General features: G+C 61.3%; 20 protein-coding genes. 11 read left to right on the forward strand and 9 right to left on the reverse strand.

Going from position 1 to position 22,123, the window contains the following annotated elements; all coding sequences use genetic code 11:
• Positions 1–111 precede the first annotated feature (111 nt).
• From trkA to def, 4 genes are all read right to left on the reverse strand, one after another.
• On the reverse strand, positions 112–1,485 hold the full coding sequence (gene trkA, locus RHM69_RS21300; RefSeq protein WP_014716287.1) for a Trk system potassium transporter TrkA: 1,374 nt from the start codon (positions 1,483–1,485) through the stop codon (positions 112–114).
• 22 nt (positions 1,486–1,507) lie between these two features.
• Positions 1,508–2,818, reverse strand: a complete 1,311-nt coding sequence (gene rsmB, locus RHM69_RS21305) for a 16S rRNA (cytosine(967)-C(5))-methyltransferase RsmB (protein ID WP_200599931.1) — start codon at positions 2,816–2,818, stop codon at positions 1,508–1,510.
• Positions 2,815–3,768 carry a methionyl-tRNA formyltransferase gene (gene fmt, locus RHM69_RS21310; protein ID WP_200599933.1) on the reverse strand — a complete coding sequence of 318 codons (954 nt, stop codon included), beginning with the start codon at positions 3,766–3,768 and terminating at the stop codon, positions 2,815–2,817. Before fmt ends, rsmB begins: the two co-directional genes overlap by 4 nt.
• A 69-nt stretch (positions 3,769–3,837) precedes the next feature.
• Positions 3,838–4,344 carry a peptide deformylase gene (gene def, locus RHM69_RS21315; RefSeq protein WP_003187273.1) on the reverse strand — a complete coding sequence of 169 codons (507 nt, stop codon included), beginning with the start codon at positions 4,342–4,344 and terminating at the stop codon, positions 3,838–3,840.
• A 135-nt stretch (positions 4,345–4,479) separates the two neighbouring features.
• On the opposite strand from def, the gene RHM69_RS21320 reads away from it, so the two are divergent.
• The 3 genes from RHM69_RS21320 (at position 4,480) to RHM69_RS21330 (ending at position 7,055) form a co-directional block, all read left to right on the forward strand.
• Positions 4,480–5,256 (forward strand): hypothetical protein, encoded by a 777-nt coding sequence (locus tag RHM69_RS21320; RefSeq protein WP_014716290.1) that lies wholly within the window; start codon positions 4,480–4,482, stop codon positions 5,254–5,256.
• 63 nt (positions 5,257–5,319) lie between these two features.
• Positions 5,320–6,423: a DNA-processing protein DprA gene (dprA, locus tag RHM69_RS21325; protein WP_200599941.1), complete on the forward strand. Its 1,104-nt coding sequence runs from the start codon at positions 5,320–5,322 to the stop codon at positions 6,421–6,423.
• Positions 6,424–6,497: 74 nt separating this feature from the next.
• Positions 6,498–7,055, forward strand: coding sequence for an L-threonylcarbamoyladenylate synthase (locus RHM69_RS21330; protein WP_014716292.1), 558 nt, complete (start codon positions 6,498–6,500; stop codon positions 7,053–7,055).
• A gap of 110 nt (positions 7,056–7,165) precedes the next feature.
• Here RHM69_RS21330 and RHM69_RS21335 read toward each other — a convergent pair whose 3' ends face one another.
• The gene (locus tag RHM69_RS21335; RefSeq protein WP_014716293.1) at positions 7,166–8,143 is read right to left on the reverse strand and encodes a quinone oxidoreductase family protein; all 978 of its coding nucleotides are present in this window, start codon (positions 8,141–8,143) and stop codon (positions 7,166–7,168) included.
• 178 nt (positions 8,144–8,321) lie between these two features.
• On the opposite strand from RHM69_RS21335, the gene hemF reads away from it, so the two are divergent.
• Both hemF and aroE read left to right on the forward strand, forming a co-directional pair.
• The gene (gene hemF, locus RHM69_RS21340; RefSeq protein ID WP_014716294.1) at positions 8,322–9,254 is read left to right on the forward strand and encodes an oxygen-dependent coproporphyrinogen oxidase; all 933 of its coding nucleotides are present in this window, start codon (positions 8,322–8,324) and stop codon (positions 9,252–9,254) included.
• Entirely contained in the window at positions 9,254–10,072 is an 819-nt protein-coding gene (aroE, locus tag RHM69_RS21345; protein ID WP_014716295.1) for a shikimate dehydrogenase, read from the forward strand. The genes hemF and aroE overlap by 1 nt, the downstream gene beginning before the upstream one ends.
• Before the next feature lie 128 nt (positions 10,073–10,200).
• On the opposite strand, the gene RHM69_RS21350 is transcribed toward aroE, so the two are convergent.
• The 3 genes from RHM69_RS21350 to betC form a co-directional block, all read right to left on the reverse strand.
• Positions 10,201–11,769: a SulP family inorganic anion transporter gene (locus tag RHM69_RS21350; protein ID WP_019816916.1), complete on the reverse strand. Its 1,569-nt coding sequence runs from the start codon at positions 11,767–11,769 to the stop codon at positions 10,201–10,203.
• A gap of 222 nt (positions 11,770–11,991) precedes the next feature.
• Positions 11,992–12,906: a choline ABC transporter substrate-binding protein gene (gene choX / locus RHM69_RS21355; RefSeq protein WP_014716297.1), complete on the reverse strand. Its 915-nt coding sequence runs from the start codon at positions 12,904–12,906 to the stop codon at positions 11,992–11,994.
• Positions 12,907–12,924: 18 nt separating this feature from the next.
• A complete protein-coding gene (gene betC, locus RHM69_RS21360; protein WP_014716298.1) occupies positions 12,925–14,439 on the reverse strand; it encodes a choline-sulfatase in 1,515 nt (504 codons plus the stop codon).
• Between the two features lie 103 nt (positions 14,440–14,542).
• On the opposite strand from betC, the gene RHM69_RS21365 reads away from it, so the two are divergent.
• The 6 genes from RHM69_RS21365 (at position 14,543) to RHM69_RS21390 (ending at position 20,272) form a co-directional block, all read left to right on the forward strand.
• Positions 14,543–15,493: a choline sulfate utilization transcriptional regulator gene (locus RHM69_RS21365; protein WP_032901547.1), complete on the forward strand. Its 951-nt coding sequence runs from the start codon at positions 14,543–14,545 to the stop codon at positions 15,491–15,493.
• A gap of 30 nt (positions 15,494–15,523) precedes the next feature.
• A complete protein-coding gene (locus RHM69_RS21370; RefSeq protein WP_014716300.1) occupies positions 15,524–15,850 on the forward strand; it encodes a DOPA 4,5-dioxygenase family protein in 327 nt (108 codons plus the stop codon).
• A 176-nt stretch (positions 15,851–16,026) separates the two neighbouring features.
• Positions 16,027–16,986 (forward strand): 2-dehydro-3-deoxygalactonokinase, encoded by a 960-nt coding sequence (locus RHM69_RS21375; protein ID WP_014716301.1) that lies wholly within the window; start codon positions 16,027–16,029, stop codon positions 16,984–16,986.
• A 1-nt stretch (position 16,987) separates the two neighbouring features.
• Complete coding sequence (locus RHM69_RS21380; protein ID WP_014716302.1) at positions 16,988–17,608, forward strand: 2-dehydro-3-deoxy-6-phosphogalactonate aldolase; 621 nt, start codon at positions 16,988–16,990, stop codon at positions 17,606–17,608.
• 48 nt (positions 17,609–17,656) lie between these two features.
• Positions 17,657–18,805 carry a galactonate dehydratase gene (gene dgoD, locus RHM69_RS21385; RefSeq protein ID WP_003187297.1) on the forward strand — a complete coding sequence of 383 codons (1,149 nt, stop codon included), beginning with the start codon at positions 17,657–17,659 and terminating at the stop codon, positions 18,803–18,805.
• A gap of 162 nt (positions 18,806–18,967) precedes the next feature.
• A complete protein-coding gene (locus RHM69_RS21390) occupies positions 18,968–20,272 on the forward strand; it encodes an MFS transporter (protein ID WP_032872181.1) in 1,305 nt (434 codons plus the stop codon).
• A gap of 31 nt (positions 20,273–20,303) precedes the next feature.
• Here RHM69_RS21390 and RHM69_RS21395 read toward each other — a convergent pair whose 3' ends face one another.
• On the reverse strand, positions 20,304–21,962 hold the full coding sequence (locus RHM69_RS21395; RefSeq protein WP_200599943.1) for an FAD-dependent oxidoreductase: 1,659 nt from the start codon (positions 21,960–21,962) through the stop codon (positions 20,304–20,306).
• Positions 21,963–22,123 lie beyond the last annotated feature (161 nt).

Genomic DNA, 22,123 nt, shown 5'->3' on the forward strand with positions numbered 1-22,123 from the left:
AGCGGTTTCGATATCGTCATCGCGGGCAAGCCCGCTCCCACACTTGGAACGCGATCACATGTGGGAGCGGGCTTGCCGCGATGGCGGCGGCAGGCTCACTCAAATTTTTAATCAGAAAAAGCTCAACCCCACGTGGAACAGCTTCTCCACATCGCGGATATGTTTCTTGTCCACAAGGAACAAAATCACGTGGTCTCCGGTGGCGATCACCGTGTCGTCGTGGGCAATGATCACTTCTTCATCGCGAATGATCGCGCCAATGGTGGTACCGGGCGGCAGGCCGATATCGCGGATCGCCTTGCCAATCACTTTGCTGGACTTGGAGTCACCGTGGGCAATCGCCTCGATGGCTTCCGCTGCGCCACGGCGCAACGAGTGCACGCTGACAATGTCGCCACGCCGTACGTGGGCGAGCAAGGTGCCAATGGTCGCCAACTGCGGGCTGATGGCAATGTCGATATCGCCGCCCTGGATCAGGTCGACATAGGCCGGGTTATTGATGATGGTCATCACCTTCTTCGCCCCCAGCCGCTTGGCCAGCAAGGACGACATGATATTGGCTTCATCATCGTTGGTCAGGGCCAGGAAGATATCGGCGTCGGCGATGTTTTCTTCCATCAGCAGGTCACGGTCCGAGGCGCTGCCTTGCAGTACAACAGTGCTGTCGAGGGTGTCGGACAAATGCCGGCACCGCGTCGGGCTCATCTCGATGATCTTCACCTGATAGCGGCTTTCGATGGCTTCGGCCAAACGCTCGCCAATCTGCCCACCGCCGGCGATGACGATGCGTTTGTAGCTTTCGTCGAGCCTGCGCATTTCGCTCATGACCGCACGAATGTTCGCCTTGGCGGCGATGAAAAATACTTCGTCGTCAGCCTCGATCACCGTATCGCCCTGGGGCAGGATCGGCCGGTCACGGCGGAAAATCGCGGCGACGCGGGTTTCCACATTCGGCATGTGCTCACGCAGCTGGCGCAATTGCTGGCCAACCAGCGGCCCGCCGTAATAGGCCTTCACGGCTACCAGTTGCGCTTTGCCTTCAGCGAAGTCGATAACCTGTAGCGCACCTGGAATTTCGATCAGGCGCTTGATGTAGTGGGTCACCACCTGTTCCGGGCTGATCAGGACGTCTACCGGGATGGCGTCGTTGTCGAACAGCCCGGCGCGGGTCAGGTAAGCCGCTTCGCGCACCCGAGCGATCTTGGTCGGGGTGTGGAACAGGGTGTGGGCGACCTGGCAGGCGACCATGTTGGTCTCGTCGCTGTTGGTCACAGCCACCAGCATGTCGGCATCGTCGGCACCGGCCTGGCGCAGCACCGTCGGAAACGACGCGCGGCCTTGCACCGTACGAATGTCCAGGCGGTCGCCCAGGTTGCGCAAGCGCTCGGCATCGGTGTCGACCACGGTGATGTCGTTGGCTTCACCGGCCAAATGTTCGGCCAGCGTGCCACCCACCTGCCCTGCTCCAAGGATGATGATTTTCATCCGGTCACTCCCTTAAAACCATTCAGCCGCGCGCGGCGGCAATCTTGATCAGTTTGGCGTAGTAGAAGCCATCGTGCCCGCCTTCCTGCGCGAGCAGTTGGCGGCCGTGGGGCTGCTTGATGCCGGCGCTGGTGGCGAGGTCCAGTTCGCGCGCGCCGCTGGTGCGGGCGAGGAAGGCTTGGATGACCTCGGTATTTTCGGTGGGCAGCGTGGAGCAGGTGGCGTAAAGCAGGATGCCGCCCACTTCCAGGGTTGGCCACAGCGCGTCGAGCAGTTCGCCTTGCAACACCGCCAGGGCGGCGATGTCGTCGGGCTGGCGGGTCAGCTTGATGTCCGGGTGCCGACGGATCACACCGGTGGCGGAGCAAGGAGCGTCCAGCAGGATGCGCTGGAATGGCTTGCCGTCCCACCACGTCGCGGTGTCGCGGCCGTCGGCGGCGATCAGGTCGGCGCTGAGGCCCAGGCGTGCAAGGTTTTCCCGCACGCGCACCAGGCGCTTGGCCTCAAGGTCCACAGCCACCACACCGGCCAGGTCTTTTTCAACCTCAAGGATGTGACACGTCTTACCGCCTGGCGCGCAGCAGGCGTCGAGTACGCGCTGGCCGGGGGCCAAATCGAGCAGATCGGCAGCCAATTGCGCGGCCTCGTCCTGCACGCTGATCCAGCCTTGGGCAAAGCCCGGCAGGCTGCGTACATCGGCGGCGACTTCCAGCACGATACCGTCCGTGCTGTACACGCACGGGGTGGCGTTGATGGCCGCGTCGGCGAGTAATTGCAGGTATGCATCCCGGCTGTGGTGGCGACGGTTGACCCGCAGGATCATCGGCGGGTGCGCGTTGTTGGCCGCGCAGATAGCCTCCCATTGCTCGGGCCAAAAGGCTTTCAGGGATTTTTGCAGCCAGCGCGGGTGGGCGGTGCGCACCACCGGATCATGTTCCAGCTCGGCCAACAGCGCTTCGCTTTCACGCTGGGCGCGACGCAGCACGGCATTGAGCAGGGCCTTGGCCCAGGGCTTTTTCAGCTTGTCGGCGCAACCGACGGTTTCACCAATGGCGGCGTGGGCGGGCACGCGGGTGTAGAGCAACTGGTAGAGACCCACCAGCAACAGCGCCTCGACATCCGCGTCCGCCGTTTTGAACGGTTTTTGCAGCAGCTTGGCGGCCAACGCAGACAACCGTGGCTGCCAACGGGCGGTGCCAAAGGCCAGGTCCTGCGTAAACCCCCGGTCGCGGTCTTCAACCTTATCCAACTGCGTGGGCAATGAACTGTTCAGCGAAGCCTTGCCGTTGAGCACGGCGGCGAGAGCCTTGGCGGCGGCCAGACGTGGGTTCATTGAGTGACCACTCCAAGCGTGGTGCCCAGGGCGAATTTCTCACGACGACTGTTGAACAAATCACTGAAGTTCAGCGCCTTGCCGCCGGGCAATTGCAGACGCGTCAGGCACAGCGCCTGTTCACCGCAAGCCACCAACAGGCCGTCTTTGCTGGCGCCGATGATCTCGCCGGGAGCGCCTGCGCCATCGGCCAGGGTCGCGGCCAACACTTTCAAAGCCTCGCCGTTCAGGGTGCTGTGGCAGATCGGCCATGGGTTGAAGGCACGTACCAGGCGCTCCAGTTCCACGGCTGGGCGGCTCCAGTCGATGCGCGCTTCGTCCTTGTTCAGCTTGTGGGCGTAGGTGGCCAGGCTGTCGTCTTGGATTTCACCTTGCAGGGTGCCGGCAGCCAGGCCGGCGATGGCCTGGATCACGGCGGGCGGCCCCAGTTCAGCGAGGCGGTCGTGCAGGCTGCCGCCGGTGTCTTGGGCGGTGATCGGTGTGGTGACTTTGAGCAGCATCGGCCCGGTATCCAGGCCGGCTTCCATGCGCATCACGGTCACGCCGCTCTCGCTGTCGCCTGCTTCAACGGCACGTTGAATCGGCGCCGCACCGCGCCAGCGGGGCAGCAGTGAAGCATGACTGTTGATGCAACCCAGGCGCGGTATATCCAGCACAGCCTGAGGCAGGATCAAACCGTAAGCCACCACCACCAGCAGGTCCGGCTTCAGCGCGGCCAGTTCGGCCTGGGCGTCGGCGTTACGCAGGGTCGGCGGTTGCAGCACCGGAATGTTGTGCTCCAGTGCTAATTGCTTGACCGGGCTCGGCATCAGTTTTTGCCCGCGACCGGCCGGGCGATCCGGCTGGGTGTACACCGCGACGATGTCATAAGGGCTGGCAAGCAGCGCCTTGAGGTGTTCGGCGGCAAATTCAGGAGTGCCGGCAAAAACAATGCGCAATGGCTCGGTCATGGGAGTTCTCGGTTAAAAACAGTCACAAAAGAAAAAGGCTTGCCGCAGCAAGCCTTTGGAAGAAGGGCATCAAGCTTGCTGGCGATGCTTTTTTTCCAGCTTTTTCTTGATCCTGTCCCGCTTGAGCGTGGACAGGTAATCGACAAACAGTTTGCCGTTGAGGTGGTCGCATTCATGCTGGATGCACACCGCCAACAGACCTTCGGCAATCAGCTCAAACGGCTTGCCGTCACGGTCCAGCGCCTTGATCTTCACGCGCAGCGGGCGTTCAACGTTTTCGTAGAACTCCGGCACCGACAGGCAGCCTTCCTGGTATTCGCCCATCTCTTCGGTCAGCGGTTCGAACTCAGGGTTGATGTACACCCGAGGTTCGCTGCGATCTTCCGACAGGTCCATGACCACGACACGCAGGTGCACGTTGACCTGGGTAGCGGCGAGGCCGATGCCCGGGGCTTCATACATTGTTTCAAACATGTCATCGACCAACTGACGAACCTTGTCGTCCACTACGGCCACCGGCTTGGCGATCGTGCGCAGGCGCGAGTCGGGAAATTCGAGGATGTTCAAAATAGCCATAAGCGTAATTGCTGCACATGTGAGGAAGAGACAAATCGGCGGTGGGATGGACCCATACGGCCGGTGTGAAACGCTCGGAAGCCGCGAAGGCTATGGCATTTCACGCGAACGCACATAATAAAGGAGATTCACCCCATGAGGAAATCGCTACTCGTCTTGCTGCTGTGGGCCCCGTTCGCCACGGCATTGATTGTGCAACCCACTGAGCGTCTGGATCAGGCCGCGCAACAGGCCATTCAGCATTTTTTACTGCACAACCGTATTTTTGACTCCCCCCACGACCTGGACAACGCGCCTTATATTATTGCGGCTCAAGGCGGGCGCGTGCTGGGTGCCAACGACGAGCGTGTGCATGCGCGCGGGCATCTGGACCCGGCCCAGCCCAGCTACGGGATCTTTCGGCGGGGCAAGGCCTACACCGACCCCGTTACCCAGGAATTACTCGGCATCAATGCCGACGACATCGGCACTGCACGCTTTGTGCTTGCCGACAGCCTCACCACCTTGGCAGTGCAACGGGTGACCCAGGAAATTCGCCCGGGTGACCGTTTGTTGCGCGCCGAGCCTCCCGTTGCTTTGGCCAGCCTGGAACCCTGCAAACCCGCACCCTTGATTACAGGGCACATCATCGACATCCCCAAGGGCGTCACGCAGATTGGCGTGCTCGATGCTGTGACCCTGAACAAGGGCCGCCGCGATGGCCTGATGGAAGGCCAACTGCTCACGGTGATCAAGGCTGGCGCCACCGTGCGAGACGCCCTCACCGGTACGCCCACGCCGCTCCCGGATGAGCGAGCGGGCACCCTGCTGGTGTTTCGCACCTACGAAAAGCTCAGCTATGCCCTGGTGCTCAGTGCTTCAAGGTCGTTGGCCGTGCAAGACCGTTTCGAGACGGCTCAACAAGCGCAATAAATAGCCTGCTAAATAAGTTACCAACAGAGTTATCCACAGCTTGTTCCGGTCAAGGATGATCATATGAATCCGATAAACAGTAGCGATATTTCCCCGGCAGAGCTGGAAGCCCGGCTACGCTTGCACAGGCTGCCAGAACTGGGGCCCAAGCGTTTTCACGTGTTGATCGAAGCCTTTGGTTGCGCTTCCAAGGCTCTGAGTGCTCCCGCCAGCGCCTGGCGTTCCCTCGGTTTGCCCGCCATCAGTGCCGAGGCCCGACGTAGCCCCAAAGTCCGTGACGGTGCCAGTGAGGCGTTGGCCTGGCTGGCGCGCCCGGCCCAGCATTTGCTGATGTGGGACCAACCAGAGTACCCGGCGTTGCTCGCGCAGATCGACGATGCGCCGCCGTTGTTATTCGTGGCGGGCGACCCCGGTATTCTGGAAAAACCACAGTTGGCCATGGTCGGAAGCCGGCGTGCCTCTCGCCCAGGCATGGACACGGCAGCGGCCTTTTCCCGCAGCCTGGCGAGCGCCGGTTTTGTCATCACCAGTGGGCTGGCGGTGGGCATTGACGGCGCGGCGCACCAGGCGGCATTGGACGTGGGCGGCCATACCATCGGCGTGCTTGGCACTGGCCTGGAAAATTTTTATCCACAGCGCCATCGCAAGCTTGCTGCGGCGATGATCGCCCAAGGCAGCGCCGTGGTTTCCGAGTTTCCACTGGATACCGCGCCCCAGGCCGGTAATTTCCCACGGCGCAACCGGATTATCAGCGGGTTGTCGTTAGGCGTGCTGGTGGTGGAGGCCAGTATGTCCAGCGGCTCGCTGATCACCGCACGCCTGGCGGCGGAGCAAGGGCGCGAGGTGTACGCGATTCCGGGTTCCATCCACCACCCCGCCGCCAAGGGCTGTCATCAACTGATCCGTGATGGCGCGGTGCTTGTGGAAACCATCGAGCACATTCTTGAAGGCCTGCGCGGTTGGCAGCGGTTGTCCCATGCTGCGCCGGTGCCCGTGATCCATCCGTTGGTGGCGCTGCTGCACGCGGCACCGCATAGCAGCGAAGCCTTGGCGATTGCCAGCGGTCGGCCGTTGTCCCAAGTACTGGCCACCCTGACAGAGCTGGAGTTGGAGGGCCAGGTGATTTGCGAAAGCGGGCGCTGGCTGGCGCGGTGCCCGCTTTTGTAGTGGCCCGTTTTTGGCGCTAGGTTTTGTAACGAAGATCGGTAAACTGCCCAGAGCTTTAGTCCGGAGAGTAAACAATGGTCAACAGGTGGCGTGTGCTGGAAGCCGCACGGGAAATTCGCGCAGGCGCGGTGATCGCCTATCCGACCGAAGCGGTCTGGGGCCTGGGCTGCGACCCGTGGAACGAAGAAGCAGTGGATCGGCTGCTGGCGATCAAGAACCGCTCGGTCGACAAAGGCCTGATCCTGGTGGCGGACAATATTCGTCAGTTCGACTTTCTGTTTGAAGATTTCCCGGACACATGGATCGAACGCATGGCCAGCACCTGGCCAGGGCCGAATACCTGGCTGGTGCCCCATCAAGACTTGCTGCCCGAATGGGTCACGGGTGTGCACGACACCGTAGCGCTGCGGGTCAGTGATCATCCGTTGGTGAGAGATTTGTGCGCCGAGGTCGGCCCGTTGATTTCCACCTCGGCCAACCCACAGGGCCGCCCGGCAGCCCGCACGCGGATTCGCGTGGAGCAGTATTTTCGCGGGCAAGTGGACCTGGTGTTGGGCGGCGCCTTGGGTGGGCGCAAGAACCCGAGCCTGATTCGGGACCTGGTGACGGGTGATGTGGTGCGCCCCTCGTAGGTGCAGCTCGTTCCCACGCTCTGCGTGGGAACGCCGCATTGGACGCTCTGCGTCCGCTTGTGACGCAGAGCGTCACGGTATGCATTCCCACGCAGAGCGTGGGTACGATCTTAAGGCAGCAGGATGGTCGATCCAGTCGTGCGCCGCCCCGACAACTCCGTCTGCGCTTTGGCCGCCTCTGCCAGCGAGTAGCGCTGGTTGATATCAATGCGCACCTTGCCACTTTTGATCATCGAAAACAGATCGTCCGCCATCGCCTGCAAGTTCGCCGGGTTGTTCGCGTAGGTCGCCAAAGTAGGCCGGGTCACGTACAGCGATCCTTTCGCCGACAGAATCCCCAGGTTCACCCCATCCACCGCACCCGACGCATTGCCGAAGCTCACCAACAAGCCCCGCGGCGACACGCTGTCGAGCGAGGTCAGCCAGGTGTCTTTGCCGACGCCGTCATATACCACCGGGCACTTCTTGCCGTCAGTCAATTCCAGTACGCGTTGTGCGACATCTTCCTTGCTGTAGTCGATGGTTTCCCAGGCGCCCAGCGATTTGGCCAAAGCGGCTTTTTCCGGGGAGCTGACCGTACCGATCAACTTCACGCCCAGGGCCTTGGCCCATTGGCAGGCCAGGGAACCCACGCCACCGGCGGCGGCGTGGAACAAAATGGTTTCACCGCCTTTGAGCTCATAGGTCTGGCGCAATAGGTATTGCACGGTCAGGCCTTTGAGCATGGCACCGGCGGCCTGTTCAAAGCTGATCTCATCCGGTAGGTGCACCAGGTTGGCGGCAGGCAACACATGCAGCTCGCTGTAGGCACCCAGCGGACCGCTGCCGTAGGCCACGCGGTCGCCAACTTTGAATTGGCTGACTTCACTGCCCACCGCGTCCACCACGCCAGCGCCTTCCGCACCCAGGCCCGATGGCAGGGCGGGCGGCGCGTAGAGACCACTGCGGAAATAGGTGTCGATGAAGTTCAGGCCGATGGCCTCGTTGCGCACCCGAACCTGCTGTGGGCCAGGCTCCGCTGGCGTGTAGTCCACATATTCAAGTACTTCGGGGCCGCCATGGGCGCTGAACTGGATACGTTTGGCCATCTGCACTTCTCCTTGGGTTCGAATCTGCGTAGCCCCCTATCGGACTCCTAAGCTTGATCCTCGTCAACTGCTGTGCACCTAAGTGCAGTGGCATGTAGGCGCAGTGGTATCCTGTGCGCCCATTTGCCGCCGACGCCCCATGGGCCTCGCGTAGCTTTGCCCGATTCAAGGTGATGCCATGACTACCCGCACCGAGGCCGTTAAAGCCTACCTGCTTGACCTGCAAGACCGCATTTGCAGCGCCCTGGAAACCTTCGAGACGGACACTCGCTTTATCGAAGACGCCTGGACCCGGCCAGCCGGCGGTGGCGGTCGTACCCGTGTGATGGAAAACGGTTCGGTGATCGAAAAAGGCGGTGTCAACTTTTCCCACGTGTTCGGCAGCGGTCTGCCACCGTCTGCCAGTGCCCATCGCCCTGAACTGGCGGGCCGTGGGTTTGAGGCCCTGGGTGTGTCACTGGTGATCCATCCGCATAACCCTCATGTACCGACTTCCCACGCCAATGTGCGGTTTTTCATCGCTGAAAAAGAAGGCGAAGAACCGGTGTGGTGGTTCGGTGGTGGCTTCGATCTCACCCCGTATTACGGCAATGAAGAAGACTGCATTCACTGGCACCGCGTGGCCGAGCAGGCCTGTGCACCGTTTGGCCCGGACGTGTACTCCCGCTACAAGGCCTGGTGTGACACCTACTTCCACATCAAGCACCGCAACGAGCCCCGTGGCATCGGTGGGCTGTTCTTCGATGACTTGAACGAGTGGGGCTTTGACACCTGCTTCGCCTTCATCCGCGCCATCGGCGATGCCTACATCGATGCCTATCTGCCGATTGTGCAGCGTCGCAAGGCCATGGCGTACACCGAGCAACAACGCCAGTTCCAGGAGTTCCGCCGGGGCCGCTACGTTGAGTTCAACCTGGTCTATGACCGGGGCACCCTGTTCGGCCTGCAATCGGGCGGGCGTACGGAGTCGATCCTGATGTCGCTGCCACCTCAGGTACGCTGGAGCTACGACTGGAAGGCCGAAGCCGGCAGCGAAGAGGCGCGCCTCACCGACTACTTCCTGCAAGACCGTGACTGGCTCGGCGTTGCCGCGCCCAAGGCGGCGGTGTGATGGACCGTTATGTGGTGTTCGGCAACCCCATCGGCCATAGCAAGTCGCCGCTGATTCATCGTCTGTTCGCCGCCCAGACCGGCGAGCAACTGGACTACAGCACGATGCTCGCGCCGTTGGAGGACTTCACCGCCTGTGCCCGTGAGTTTTTCCAACAGGGCCGTGGCGCCAACGTGACGGTGCCGTTCAAGGAAGAGGCCTATCGCTTGGCCAATACCCTGACCGAACGTGCCCAGCGCGCCGGCGCCGTGAACACCTTGAGCAAACTGGCTGACGGCACGTTGTTGGGCGACAACACCGACGGCGCGGGCCTGGTGCGCGACTTGACGGTCAATGCCGGGCTGAGCCTGCAAGGCAAACGCATTCTGTTGTTGGGCGCCGGTGGCGCGGTACGCGGTGCGCTGGAGCCGTTGCTGGCGCAGCAACCCTCGTCGTTGATCATCGCCAACCGCACCGTGGAAAAGGCCGAGCGGCTGGCTGAGCTGTTCGATGACCTGGGCCCGGTGTCTGCCAGTGGTTTCGACTGGTTGCGTGAGCCGGTGGATGTGATCATCAATGCCACGTCGGCCAGCCTGTCAGGCGATGTACCGCCGATTGCCGGCAGCCTGATCGAGCCGGGCAAGACCTTCTGCTACGACATGATGTACGCCAAGGAACCCACCGCATTCTGCCGCTGGGCGAGCGAGCAAGGCGCGGCGGTGGCGATGGATGGCCTGGGCATGCTGGTGGAGCAAGCGGCGGAAGCCTTCTTGCTGTGGCGCGGCGTGCGTCCGGATTCGGGCCCCGTACTGGCCGAACTGCGCCGGCAATTGGCCTGATCCCACACGCTGATGTGGGCACGCTTAATGTGGGAGCTGGCTTGCCTGCGATAGCAATAGGTCAGTTACCCATGTGCTGGCTGATCCACCGCTATCGCAGGCAAGCCAGCTCCCACAGTTGATCGGGTTTAATCTTCGAAATGGAGGGGGCAGTTATCCGGCCCCTCCAGCTTCATCAATTCCTCGACCACCTGCGGCCTGGCCCCACGCAACGTCAAGCTACGGCCCAACCCCGCCAACCGCCGCGCCTCCTGGTGCAGCATCTCCACCCCGGAATAGTCGATAAAGTTGATCTGCTGCGCCTCGATCACCACCCGCTCACCCTGCAGACGTTGCAGGCGCACTTGCAGGTAATGGCTGGCGCCAAAAAAGATCGAGCCGCCCACCCGCAACACATCCGCTTCACCGTCGCGCCAGTGTTGCACCCGTGGCTGCGAGGTGCGTTTGAGGTAGAAAAACAGCGACGCCAGTACCCCGGCATAGATCGCCGTTTGCAGCTCCAGCAACAAGGTGGCGACACAGGTCAGGCTCATCACCACAAATTCGGCGCGGCTGACCCGGAACAGCGCACGAATGCCGCGGTGGTCCACCAGGCCCCAGCAGATCAGCAGGATGCTCGCCGCCATGCTCGGGATCGGAATATGCGCAATCAACGCTGCGCCAAATAACGCGAATAACGCCACCCACAGAGCCGAAAAAACCCCCGCCAATGGCGAACAGGCACCCGCCTCATAACTGAGGCCCGAGCGGGTGAACGATCCGGCTGACAGGTATCCGGAAAAAAATCCGCCCACGATGTTGGATAAACCCTGGGCGCGTACTTCCTGGTTGGCGTCGAGCAGTTGTTGCGAGCGGGCGGACAGCGAACGGGCAATCGACAGGCTGGTCACCAACCCCAGCATTCCCACCGCTACGGCACTGGGCAGCAGGCGTAGTACCAGATCCAGATCCATCGGCAACGGGCTGAACGGCGGCAGTTTGCCAATAAACGAACTGACCCGTGCCACATGCCCGAACATCGCCGGCAACAGCCATGCCGCCAGGCTGCCCAACACCAAGGCGATCAACAATGTCGGCCAACGTGGCACGAGGTACTTGAGCAGCATACCTGCCAGCAATGTACCCAGCCCCAGGGCCAGGGACGCGTGGTCCCACTCGCCACGATGGTCGATCAGCGCCAGCAGGCCATTGATAGCCGTGGCCTGGCTCGGTAAATCCAAGCCGAGCAGGTTGGGCAATTGCCCCAAGGCGATCACTACGGCGGCACCCAGGGTGAAACCCAGCACCACCGAATGGGAGACAAAGTTCACCAACGCGCCGAAGCGCAGCAGGCCGAGCAACCATTGGAATACCCCGGCGAGAAAGGTCAGCAACAGGATGAGGGTGATGTAGTCCTGGGAGCCTGGCACGGCCAGTGGGCTGATGCTGGCGTAAAGCACGATGGAGATGGCGGCCGTGGGCCCGCAGATCAGGTGCCAGGACGAGCCCCACAGGCAGGCGATCAATACTGGGATGATGGCTGCGTAGAGCCCATATTCGGGTGGGAGACCGGCGATCAGTGCGTAGGCAATCGACTGCGGCAGCGCAAGCACAGCGCCGCTGAGGCCGACGATCGCGTCCCGGCCGACGCTGGCGCGGGTTTGGCGCGGCAGCCAGCGCAGGAAAGGCAAGAGTGTATGGCGGTTGGGCCGGGGCATCGCAGGCTCGGATAAAGGGTTTTGGCAAGAGTATCAATATGCATGGGTACCTGTGGGAGCTGGCTTGCCTGCGATGCTGGCGCCTCGGTGTGAGAGGCATACCGGGGTGATGCTATCGCAGGCAAGCCAGCTCCCACGGGGTCGCCGGCAAGCGTCAGAGTTGATCGTTCCCACGCTCTGCGTGGGAATGCTGCTCGGGACGCTCTGCGTCCGATTTTAACGTCAGAGTTTGGCTTTTACCGCCGGCAACGCCTCCTGGCCGTCCAGGGTTTTCACCCCCTCCAGCCACTGGTCCAGGACCGCCGGGTTGGCCTTGATCCACGTCTTCGCCGCCTGCGCATTGCTGACCTTGTTGTTCGCCACGTCAGCCATGATGCTGTTCTCCATGGCCTGGGTAAAACTCAGGTTGGTCAGCAGTTTGCCGACATTGGGGCACGCTTGTGCGTAACCCTTGCGAGTCAAGGTATAGACGCTGCCGGTGGCACCAAAGTACTGCTCGCCGCCCTTGAGGTAGCGCATTTTCAGCTGCACGTTCATCGGGTGCGGGGTCCAGCCGAGAAAGGTGATGAAACGCTGTTTCTTCACCGCTCGCGAGACCTCTGCGAGCATCGCCTGTTCGCTGGACTCGATCAGCTTCCACTGCCCCAGGTCGAAATCATTTTTCTTGATGATCTCCTGCAACGAGATATTGGCTGGCGCGCCGGAGCCGATGCCGTAGATCTTCTTGTCGAACTTGTCGGCAAATGTGTTCAGGTCGGCAAAGTCATGCACCCCGGCGTCCCACACATAGTCCGGCACGGCGAGGGTGAACTCGGTGCCCTCCAGGTTCTTCGCCAGTTGCACCACATCACCGTTGGCCACGAACTTGTCGTAGAAGCCCTGCTGCGCCGGCATCCAGTTGCCGAGGAAGACATCCACCTGGCCGTCCTTGAGCCCGCCGAAGGTAATCGGCACCGCCAGGGTGTCGACCTTGGGTTGATAGCCCATGCCCGTCAGCAGGAAACTGGTGATAGCGTTGGTGGCGGCAATATCGCTCCAGCCTGGATCGGCCATCTTTACCGTTTCGCAGCGAGTGTCTGCGTACACCTGGGCGCTGCTGAGCACCACCAAACTCAGTACCACGGTCAACTTTTGCATGGCCTTCCCTCTGTCTACTTATTGGTTTTGGCAGGGTTGTGGAAAACGTGCTTTGCGCTCCAGGTCATCAAGGTCGATATGGTTGCGCATGTACTGCTGACTGGCGTCTACCAGTGGCTGGTGATCCCAGCTCTTGAGCTTGCCTTGGGTCAGCGCTTCAAACACCAGGCGGCGACGGCGTTGGCTGGCGAGCACCTGTTGATGGATCGCCGGGATGTCCCATTTAGCCCGCGCTTCACGCAAGAACGCCTCGAACAATGGCCGATGTTCAGCTGACTGGCTGAGGTTTTCCTGCTCGCTCGGGTCGTTATGCACATCGAACAATAGGCAAGGATCGTCCTCGCTGTAGATGAATTTGTAGGCGCCCCGGCGAATCATCATCAATGGGCTGACGGTGCCTTCGGCCATGTATTCGCCAAACACTTCGTCATGCCCGCCCTGCCCCTGCAAGTGCGCGACCAGCGAGCGGCCGTCCAGCGGCAAGTGCGGATCCAGTTCGCCTCCGGCCAATTCCACCAGGGTCGGCAACAAGTCGGCGGTCGACACGGCCTGGGCGACGCGGCCAGCGGCGAACTGCCCCGGCGCACTGATCAGCAGCGGCACGCGGGCGGCCATTTCAAACCAGTGCATTTTGTACCAGAGGCCGCGCTCGCCAAGCATGTCGCCGTGGTCGCCAGAGAAAATGATCAGGGTGTCGTCGGCCAGGCCGGTGTCTTCCAGGGTCTGCAGCAGCTTGCCGACGTTGCTGTCGATGTAGCTGCAGGCACCGAAGTAGGCGCGGCGGGCGTCGCGAATTTTATCCACAGGCAGCGGTTTGTCCCACAAGTCATAAACCTTGAGCAGCCGCTGGGAATGCGGGTCGAGGTCGGCCTGGGGCGGCGTCGCGGGCATTGGGATCTCGGTGTCGGCGTAGAGGTCCCAGAACGGCTTGGGAATGGTGTAAGGGTCGTGGGGATGAGTCATCGACACGGTCAGGCAGAACGGCTGGTCGCCCGGCTCGCGGATGTGGTCGAACAGATATTGCTGGGCCTTGAACACCACCTCTTCGTCGAAATCCAGCTGGTTGGTGCGTACACACGGACCGGCTTGCAGCACCGAGGACATGTTGTGATACCAGGTAGGGCGTACGTCTGGCTCATCCCAGTTCACCGCCCAGCCGTAGTCGGCGGGGTAGATGTCGCTGGTCAGGCGCTCCTCATAGCCGTGCAACTGGTCGGGGCCACAGAAGTGCATCTTGCCCGACAGCGCGGTGCGGTAGCCGAGGCGGCGCAAGTAGTGGGCATAGGTCGGCACGTCGGCGGGGAAATCGGCGGCGTTGTCGTAGGCGCCGATCTTGCTCGGCAACTGGCCGCTGACCAAGGTGAAGCGCGACGGTGCGCACAACGGGCTGTTGCAATAGGCAGCGTCGAACACCACGCCTTGTGCCGCCAGGCGGCTGAGGTTGGGCAGCTTGATCGGGGAAGGCCCGTAGAACGGCAGCATCGGCGCGGCCATCTGATCGGCCATGATGAAAAGAATGTTCTTGCGCTTCATGGTTTCTCGGCATTCCATAGGCAGTGTTTATGCCAATGAGCATGCGGTCCTTAAATTATGGGGTAAAGCCCATGCGCAGCAATGACTAGGATAAGTTGAGCTTATGTATGAAGCGCTGGGTGACCTCTCTCTCGATTTGCTGCGCGCCTTTGAGGCGGCGGCGCGTCATCGCAGTTTCACCGCGGCTGCGATGGAGCTGGGTACCACCCAACCGGCGGTCAGCCAGCAAATCAAACGCCTTGAAGAGCAACTGGCGATCCGCCTGTTTGATCGCATTTACCGCGGCATCGAACTGACCGACGCCGGTGCCCTGCTGTTCGAGCATGTGCAAGGCGGCCTGCAGAACATCAATCAGGGCCTCGGCGCCATCACTCAACAAAGCCAGCATGAAGTGCTGCAAGTCGCCACCGACTTTGCCTTCGCCGCCTATTGGCTGATGCCACGCCTGCATCGCTTTCACCAGGCCAACCCGCAGGTGGATGTCAGCCTGGTCACCAGTGAGCGCAACCACGCCACGCTGCGCAGCGATATTGATGTGGCGGTGCTGTTTGGCGATGGCCGTTTCAAGCAGGGCGAAAGCCTGTGGTTGTTCAATGAGGAAGTGTTCCCGGTGTGCAGCCCGCAGTGGCTCAAGGAGCAGGTCGCGCCCCTGACGGTGCAGACCTTGCAAGACTGCCCGTTGCTGCACCTGCGCCAGGAAAACAACAGCCAGTGGTTCGACTGGAATGGCGTGTTCCGTGAATTGGGTATCACGGCTGCGCCGACCCCTGGGCAATTGCGCTTTGACAACTACACCTTGCTGATCCAGGCCGCGATTGCCGGCCAGGGCGTCGCCATCGGCTGGCGCCACCTGGTGGATAACCTGCTGGAGCAGAATTGGCTGTGCCGGCCGATCAGCCACACGGTGACGTCGCGCTTGGGCTATTACGTGGTGCAGCCCCAGCGCAAACGCCGTGGGCAGTTGGTGGACCGATTTGTCGAGTGGCTGGTGGCGGAACAGGCCAGCAGTGCGCAGTCGTTGACCGGGCTGGCCCTGCCGTCGATTGCGGTCTAGGATCGGCGCACAGTGGAACCGGAGTCTGTCATGCAACGTATCAAGGGCTACCACGCCCATATCTACTTCGATGCCAGCACGATCGAGCAGGCGCGCACGCTCTGTGAAGACGCCGCCAAGTTGTTCCCGCTGCGCATGGGCCGCGTGCACGAGCGGCCCGTGGGCCCGCACCCGGATTGGAGTTGCCAGTTGGCGTTCGAGCCGGAATATATCGGCGTGGTGTTGCCGTGGCTGGCGCTGCATCGCAATGGTCTGGTGGTGTTCCTGCACCCTGAAACCGGTGACGACCTCAAGGACCACACCGATTACGCCATCTGGATGGGTGCGATGCGCGAACTGGACCTGTCTATTTTTTAGCCTTTCCTACCCGATAATCCTGCGTCTTTCCCTAAGTAAAAACAGGATGAGTTGTAGGATTAATCTTGTCTTGTCTCATTATATGGGATTGATATTTATATATTGAGATATTCCGCGCCCTCGGTTTATATTCGCCCATCTGCTTTTTTCAGCACCCACTCATTTCAGGTGAAGCGATGCAGGCGCAATTGATCGCGCTCGATTGGGGGACCAGCTCCCTTCGTGCTTACAAACTCGGCCCCGCGGGGGTTGTGCTGGAACAGCGCTCGCAAGCCTGGGGCATCATGCATTTGCCCACAGAGCCCCGGGAAATAGCCGGTGTGCTGTGCACTGACGGCTTTGAACTGGCGTTCGATAGCGCCTGTGGCGATTGGCTTGATGCCCAGCCCGAGCTGCCGGTGATCGCTTGCGGCATGGTCGGCAGCGCACAGGGTTGGAGCGAGGCGGCCTATCGCAGCACGCCCGTGGATGTCGCCAGTCTCGGCCAGGCATTGCATGGCATACGCAGCCTGCGTGGGGTGCAGGTGCATATCGTGCCGGGGGTGATCGAGCAAGTGGGTCTGCCCAATGTCATGCGTGGCGAAGAAACCCAAGTGCTCGGCGTACTGCAAGGGCTAGGGCCCCAGGTGTTGATCGGCCTGCCCGGCAGCCATTCCAAGTGGGTCGAGGTGGTGGAAGGCCGCATTACCCATTTCGATACCTTCATGACTGGCGAAGTGTTTGCGGTGTTGAGCAAGCACAGCATCCTGGGGCGTACCCAACAAGCAAGCGAGCAGTTCCAGGCCGAGGCGTTTGATCGAGGCGTGCGCGTGGCGCTGTCCAACGATGGTCAGCGTGGCGTACTTTCGACCCTGTTCAGTGCCCGTACCCTTGGGCTGACCGCGCAGCTGGCGCCCGACCAGCAACCCGATTACCTGTCTGGCCTGCTCATCGGCCATGAGCTCGCCGGCTTGCCAGATTCGGCCAAACATCAGCCGATCATCCTGGTCGGCGCTGCTGCACTTTGCGCCCGCTATCAACGCGCCCTCGCCCTTTGCGGATTTGCCCACGTCAGCCTGGCGCAAGAAGCCACCGAGCGTGGCCTGTGGCAACTGGCGCAAGCCGCCGGGCTCATTCGACCTGTACTGGAGGCCTGACATGCTCAAGCAAGCACTCGCACAAAACGGTTTGATCGCCATCCTGCGCGGCCTACGCCCCGACGAAGCCCAGGCGGTCGGCCAAGTGCTGTACGACGCGGGGTTTCGCGTGATCGAAGTGCCGCTCAACTCGCCAGACCCTTACACCAGCATCCGCATCCTGCGCGACAGCTTGCCCGCCGATTGCCTGATCGGTGCCGGCACGGTGTTGACGCCTGAGCAGGTCGAACAGGTCAAGGCCGCCGGAGGCCAGGTGATCGTCATGCCCCACAGCGATGCCAAGGTGCTGCGTGCCGCTAAAGCGGCGGGCCTGTACTTGTCGCCTGGGGTAGCCACGCCTACGGAGGCCTTTGCCGCACTGGCCGAAGGCGCCGATGTGTTGAAGCTGTTCCCGGCCGAGCAGATGGGCCCTTCAGTGATCAAGGCATGGCTGGCGGTATTGCCGGCGGGCACATTGCTGCTGCCGGTGGGCGGCATCACCCCGGACAACATGCAGGTGTTTACCGACGCCGGCGCCAAGGGCTTCGGATTGGGTTCCGGGCTGTTCAAGCCGGGCATGACAGTGGATCAGGTTGCGAGCCGTGCCCAGGCTTATGTCGCCGCCTGGAAAGCCCTCGGCTGAGAGCATATTCCGCGCCCACAGGCGCTGCATCTATAAGAGAGACAAGAGATGAAAATCACCAAACTGACGACCTTTATCGTTCCGCCGCGCTGGTGCTTCCTCAAGGTCGAAACCGACCAGGGTGTGACCGGCTGGGGCGAGCCGGTGGTCGAGGGCCGCGCTCACACGGTGGCCGCCGCCGTCGAAGAACTGTCCGACTACCTGATCGGCAAAGACCCACGCAATATCGAAGATATCTGGACCGTGCTCTATCGCGGCGGCTTCTACCGAGGCGGCGCGGTGCACATGAGCGCCCTCGCCGGTATCGACCAAGCGTTGTGGGACATCAAGGGCAAAGCCCTCGGTGTGTCGGTCAGCGATCTGCTGGGCGGCCAGGTACGTGACAAAATTCGCGTGTACTCATGGATCGGCGGTGACCGCCCCGCCGACACCGCCCGTGCTGCCAAAGAGGCCGTAGCGCGTGGCTTCACGGCGGTAAAAATGAACGGCACCGAAGAATTGCAGTTCGTCGACAGCTTCGAAAAAGTCGACCTGGCCCTGGCCAACGTCGCTGCCGTGCGCGATGCGGTCGGCCCTAACGTGGGTATCGGCGTCGACTTCCATGGCCGCGTGCACAAGCCGATGGCCAAGGTGCTGATGAAAGAGCTCGACCCATACAAACTGATGTTCATTGAAGAGCCCGTGCTGAGCGAAAACTACGAAGCGCTGAAAGAACTGGCGCCGCTGACCAGTACGCCGATCGCCCTGGGCGAGCGCCTGTTCTCGCGCTGGGATTTCAAGCGGGTGCTCAGCGAAGGCTACGTCGACATCATTCAGCCGGACGCCTCCCACGCCGGTGGGATTACCGAAACCCGCAAGATCGCCAACATGGCCGAAGCCTACGACGTGGCCCTGGCCCTGCACTGCCCGCTGGGCCCGATTGCCTTGGCGGCATGCCTGCAATTGGATGCGGTTTGCTACAACGCGTTTATCCAGGAGCAGAGCCTGGGTATTCACTACAACGAAAGCAACGATCTGCTCGACTATGTGCGTGATCCAGGCGTATTCGACTATGACCAGGGCTTTGTGAAGATCCCCAACGGCCCGGGGTTGGGCATTGAGATCAACGAGGAGTATGTGGTTGAGCGCGCGGCCATCGGCCATCGCTGGCGCAATCCGATCTGGCGCCATGCCGATGGCAGCTTTGCCGAGTGGTGATTTCCACTTGATTGAAACGCGCTAAAAATGTGGGAGCTGGCTTGCCTGCGATGGCGGTGGGCCAGTCACTGCAGTGGTGCCAGTCATGCCGCCATCGCAGGCAAGCCAGCTCCCACATTGAGCGCGTTCCTTCCTCAACAAATATAAAAAGAGGCACCCCCCATGCACCCTGAATCCCTCACCGGGCAGGCTTCTTTAGTCACGCCCAGCAGAAAGCGCTTTTTCATCATGGTGCTGCTGTTCATCACCGTGGTCATCAACTATCTCGACCGTAGCAACCTGTCGATTGCCGCGCCCGCGCTGACCAGCGAGCTGGGGATCGACCCGGTGCAAGTCGGGCTGATTTTCTCTGCCTTCGGCTGGACGTACGCGGCCATGCAAATCCCGGGTGGCTGGCTGGTAGATCGAGTGCCGCCGCGCATTCTCTACACGGCCGCCCTGCTGCTGTGGTCGATTGCCACCGTGATGCTCGGTTTCGCCGCCAGCTTTATCGCGCTGTTTGTGCTGCGCATGGCCGTGGGCGCGTTGGAGGCACCGGCCTATCCCATCAACAGCCGTGTGGTCACCACCTGGTTTCCCGAGCGTGAGCGCGCCACGGCTATCGGCGTCTATACCTCCGGGCAATTCGTCGGCCTGGCGTTCCTCACCCCGGTGTTGGCGTGGCTGCAGCACCAGTACGGCTGGCACATGGTGTTTGTGGTAACCGGTGGCATCGGCATCCTGTGGGCGGCGATCTGGTATGCGGTGTATCGCGAGCCCAAGGATTTCAAAGGCGTCAACGAAGCCGAAGTCCAACTGATCCGCGACGGTGGCGGGCTGGTGGACATGCAGGCTAAAACCGTCAAGGCACCCTTCAGTTGGACCGACCTCGGCATCGTGCTGAGCAAGCGCAAGCTGTGGGGCATCTACCTGGGCCAGTTTTGCCTGAACTCCACGCTGTGGTTCTTCCTGACCTGGTTCCCGACGTACCTGGTGAAATATCGCGGCATGGACTTTATCCAGTCTGGCTTGCTGGCCTCCTTGCCGTTCCTGGCCGCGTTTGTGGGCGTGCTGTGTTCGGGGGTGTTTTCCGATTGGCTGATTCGGCGTGGGGCGTCAGTGGGCTTTGCGCGCAAGTTACCGATCATCAGCGGGCTGCTGATTTCCACGGCGATCATCGGGGCCAACTACGTGGAATCGACGGGGTGGGTCATCGCGTTTCTGGCGGTGGCGTTTTTCGGCAATGGCCTGGCGTCGATCACCTGGTCGTTGGTGTCGACCTTGGCGCCTGCCCGTCTGCTGGGGCTGACCGGCGGGGTGTTCAACTTCATTGGCAACCTGGCGGCGATTGCCACACCTATCGTGATTGGCTTTCTGGCCAGTGGCTCATCGTTTGCGCCGGCCATCACCTATATCGCGGTCTTGGCGTTGCTCGGTGCGCTTTCCTACATATTGCTGGTCGGCAAAGTCGAGCGGATCGAGCTGTAAAAAGGGCGACCTTCGGGTCGCCTTTTTTGTTCTACGGCACCGACATCTCGTTGCGAAATATATTGTGCGGGTCCCAGCGCTGCTTGGTACGGCGCAAGCGGCTTTCGATCATCAGATCGGGAAAGAAGATTTTGTACCACTGGGGGTTTTTGCCGTTGGCCGGGTTACCCCCTTTGTAAGTCATGTCGAGGTCGGGGTAATTGATGTAGCAGCCTTCGAACGCATCGTTGAGCGGCACGCCTTGAGCGTCGGCAAACGCGTTGAAGTACAGCCCCCGGATCCAGTCAGCATGGACTTGGTCCGCAGCGGCGCTGTCGCCGTGCCAGTAACATTGGGGTTGCCACTTGAGGAAGGACGACCGCTGGGCGGCCGACGACTCCTTGCGTACGGGCGCACTGGCGGCGTTGATCTGGCCGCCGAAGGACTGGATCTGGATCAGGCTTTGTGTCAGGTGGTTGTCTGGGTCTGGCCAGGTCAAGGCCCGCCAGATGGCCTCTAATACGTGAGGGCTGAATCCACCTTTCTGATAGGCCGATTTGTAGCGCCCACGCTGATTGTCTCCCGAACCATTCAATGTTTGCTGGCACGCCAGCCAATCCAGGCGCCGCGCCGCAGCCTGGGCGGATGACACTGAGTCGATGGGGCGCCCGCCGGCTGTGCCAGGCGGCAAATGGACCACATGAAACGGCACCAGCGACTCGGTGGCAGGTAAGCCGATGGCCGTGAGCATCTTGTCGACAAAATCATCGAAGGGCGCAAGGTCGTTCAGCTCACCCTCCTTGTCCACATAATGGATGCCCAGGGTGATATTGCCTGTGTGCTCGTGGCGCATTTCCAGTTTGGTCGCCAGGCCCCAGGTGTCCGGGTTGTTCTGATGGCTGGCAAACCATAGCTGGTAAGCCGCCAGCAGATTGTTCAGTGCATCCTGGGTCAGTACTGACCAATCCCATTCCAACACCAGCGACAGTACTTCTTTGGGGGCCGGTGGCAGGTCTTCGAAGTAATAGCTGGTGATAATGCCGAATTGCCCACCCCCCGCACCGCAGCAGGCGGCGAACAGGTCCAATTCGTCCTGTTGCGTGCTGTCCCGGCTGACATGGCGCGGTTCGAGCCCTTTGCCTTGGCTGTCAGGCACCAGGATATCGACCCCGCTGAGCCAGTCACACACCAGTCCATACTTGCGCGACAGCAGCCCGTAGCCGCCACCACAAATGTGCCCGCCCAGGCCCACTGAGTAACATGAGCCGCCGGGCAGGGTCTTGTTGGCTTGCTTGTACAACGCGCTATAGCTGTCCCAGGCCTGGCTGCCGGCCTCGAGGCGAAAGCGGTAGCGAAAGGGCTGCGTGGGATTTAGCTCGGAACCGATCTGGCCGCTGGCATCGTAGACCACTCGGTTCAGCGCGCTGATATCCAGGATCGATAGCACCTCATGCGGGCTGTCGGGCATCTTGTTGGCGACAAACCCTTCGTAGCAATGACCGCCGCTGCGTACGGTGATGCGCCCATTGGGCAGGGCCAATGCCTGGGCGGCGGCGTCCATGATGTCTTGCGGGCTGCGGCACAGGTAAATCAGATTGGCGCCCTTGGTCGACGACTGGCCCTGCACGTTTCCCAAGGGCCAGCGCAGGTTGAAGCCTTTTTGTAGGGCTGAGTGACGACGGTCTGAAACCGTGACGAGATCAAATGCCATGATGTACTCCTTAAAGAGACAAGAATGACTTCTGATGCGGCTAACTTAACGACCGAGGGGCAAGGACTGCAGGACTTGCGAAGGTGGTTAGACGGCAAAGGGCACGAAGTGCGATAAAAAAGGAGGTGGGCGACATGCCCACCTCCTTTGAAGCCTAGCGT

Origin of the sequence: Pseudomonas sp. CCI1.1 (genome assembly GCF_034348165.1) — a bacterium.
Classification (GTDB): domain Bacteria; phylum Pseudomonadota; class Gammaproteobacteria; order Pseudomonadales; family Pseudomonadaceae; genus Aquipseudomonas; species Aquipseudomonas paracarnis.

Excerpts from the sequence above, each read along its gene's own strand:
- RHM69_RS21380 (WP_014716302.1), top strand. The coding sequence starts at position 16,988 with ATGCTCAAGCAAGCACTCGCACAAAACGGTTTGATCGCCATCCTGCGC.
- rsmB (WP_200599931.1), bottom strand. The coding sequence starts at position 2,818 with ATGAACCCACGTCTGGCCGCCGCCAAGGCTCTCGCCGCCGTGCTCAAC.
- choX (WP_014716297.1), bottom strand. The coding sequence starts at position 12,906 with ATGCAAAAGTTGACCGTGGTACTGAGTTTGGTGGTGCTCAGCAGCGCC.
- RHM69_RS21390 (WP_032872181.1), top strand. The coding sequence starts at position 18,968 with ATGCACCCTGAATCCCTCACCGGGCAGGCTTCTTTAGTCACGCCCAGC.
- fmt (WP_200599933.1), bottom strand. The coding sequence starts at position 3,768 with ATGACCGAGCCATTGCGCATTGTTTTTGCCGGCACTCCTGAATTTGCC.
- betC (WP_014716298.1), bottom strand. The coding sequence starts at position 14,439 with ATGAAGCGCAAGAACATTCTTTTCATCATGGCCGATCAGATGGCCGCG.
- RHM69_RS21365 (WP_032901547.1), top strand. The coding sequence starts at position 14,543 with ATGTATGAAGCGCTGGGTGACCTCTCTCTCGATTTGCTGCGCGCCTTT.
- RHM69_RS21320 (WP_014716290.1), top strand. The coding sequence starts at position 4,480 with ATGAGGAAATCGCTACTCGTCTTGCTGCTGTGGGCCCCGTTCGCCACG.
- hemF (WP_014716294.1), top strand. The coding sequence starts at position 8,322 with ATGACTACCCGCACCGAGGCCGTTAAAGCCTACCTGCTTGACCTGCAA.
- RHM69_RS21395 (WP_200599943.1), bottom strand. The coding sequence starts at position 21,962 with ATGGCATTTGATCTCGTCACGGTTTCAGACCGTCGTCACTCAGCCCTA.
- dprA (WP_200599941.1), top strand. The coding sequence starts at position 5,320 with ATGAATCCGATAAACAGTAGCGATATTTCCCCGGCAGAGCTGGAAGCC.
- RHM69_RS21335 (WP_014716293.1), bottom strand. The coding sequence starts at position 8,143 with ATGGCCAAACGTATCCAGTTCAGCGCCCATGGCGGCCCCGAAGTACTT.
- def (WP_003187273.1), bottom strand. The coding sequence starts at position 4,344 with ATGGCTATTTTGAACATCCTCGAATTTCCCGACTCGCGCCTGCGCACG.
- RHM69_RS21375 (WP_014716301.1), top strand. The coding sequence starts at position 16,027 with ATGCAGGCGCAATTGATCGCGCTCGATTGGGGGACCAGCTCCCTTCGT.
- RHM69_RS21370 (WP_014716300.1), top strand. The coding sequence starts at position 15,524 with ATGCAACGTATCAAGGGCTACCACGCCCATATCTACTTCGATGCCAGC.
- RHM69_RS21330 (WP_014716292.1), top strand. The coding sequence starts at position 6,498 with ATGGTCAACAGGTGGCGTGTGCTGGAAGCCGCACGGGAAATTCGCGCA.
- RHM69_RS21350 (WP_019816916.1), bottom strand. The coding sequence starts at position 11,769 with ATGCCCCGGCCCAACCGCCATACACTCTTGCCTTTCCTGCGCTGGCTG.
- aroE (WP_014716295.1), top strand. The coding sequence starts at position 9,254 with ATGGACCGTTATGTGGTGTTCGGCAACCCCATCGGCCATAGCAAGTCG.
- trkA (WP_014716287.1), bottom strand. The coding sequence starts at position 1,485 with ATGAAAATCATCATCCTTGGAGCAGGGCAGGTGGGTGGCACGCTGGCC.
- dgoD (WP_003187297.1), top strand. The coding sequence starts at position 17,657 with ATGAAAATCACCAAACTGACGACCTTTATCGTTCCGCCGCGCTGGTGC.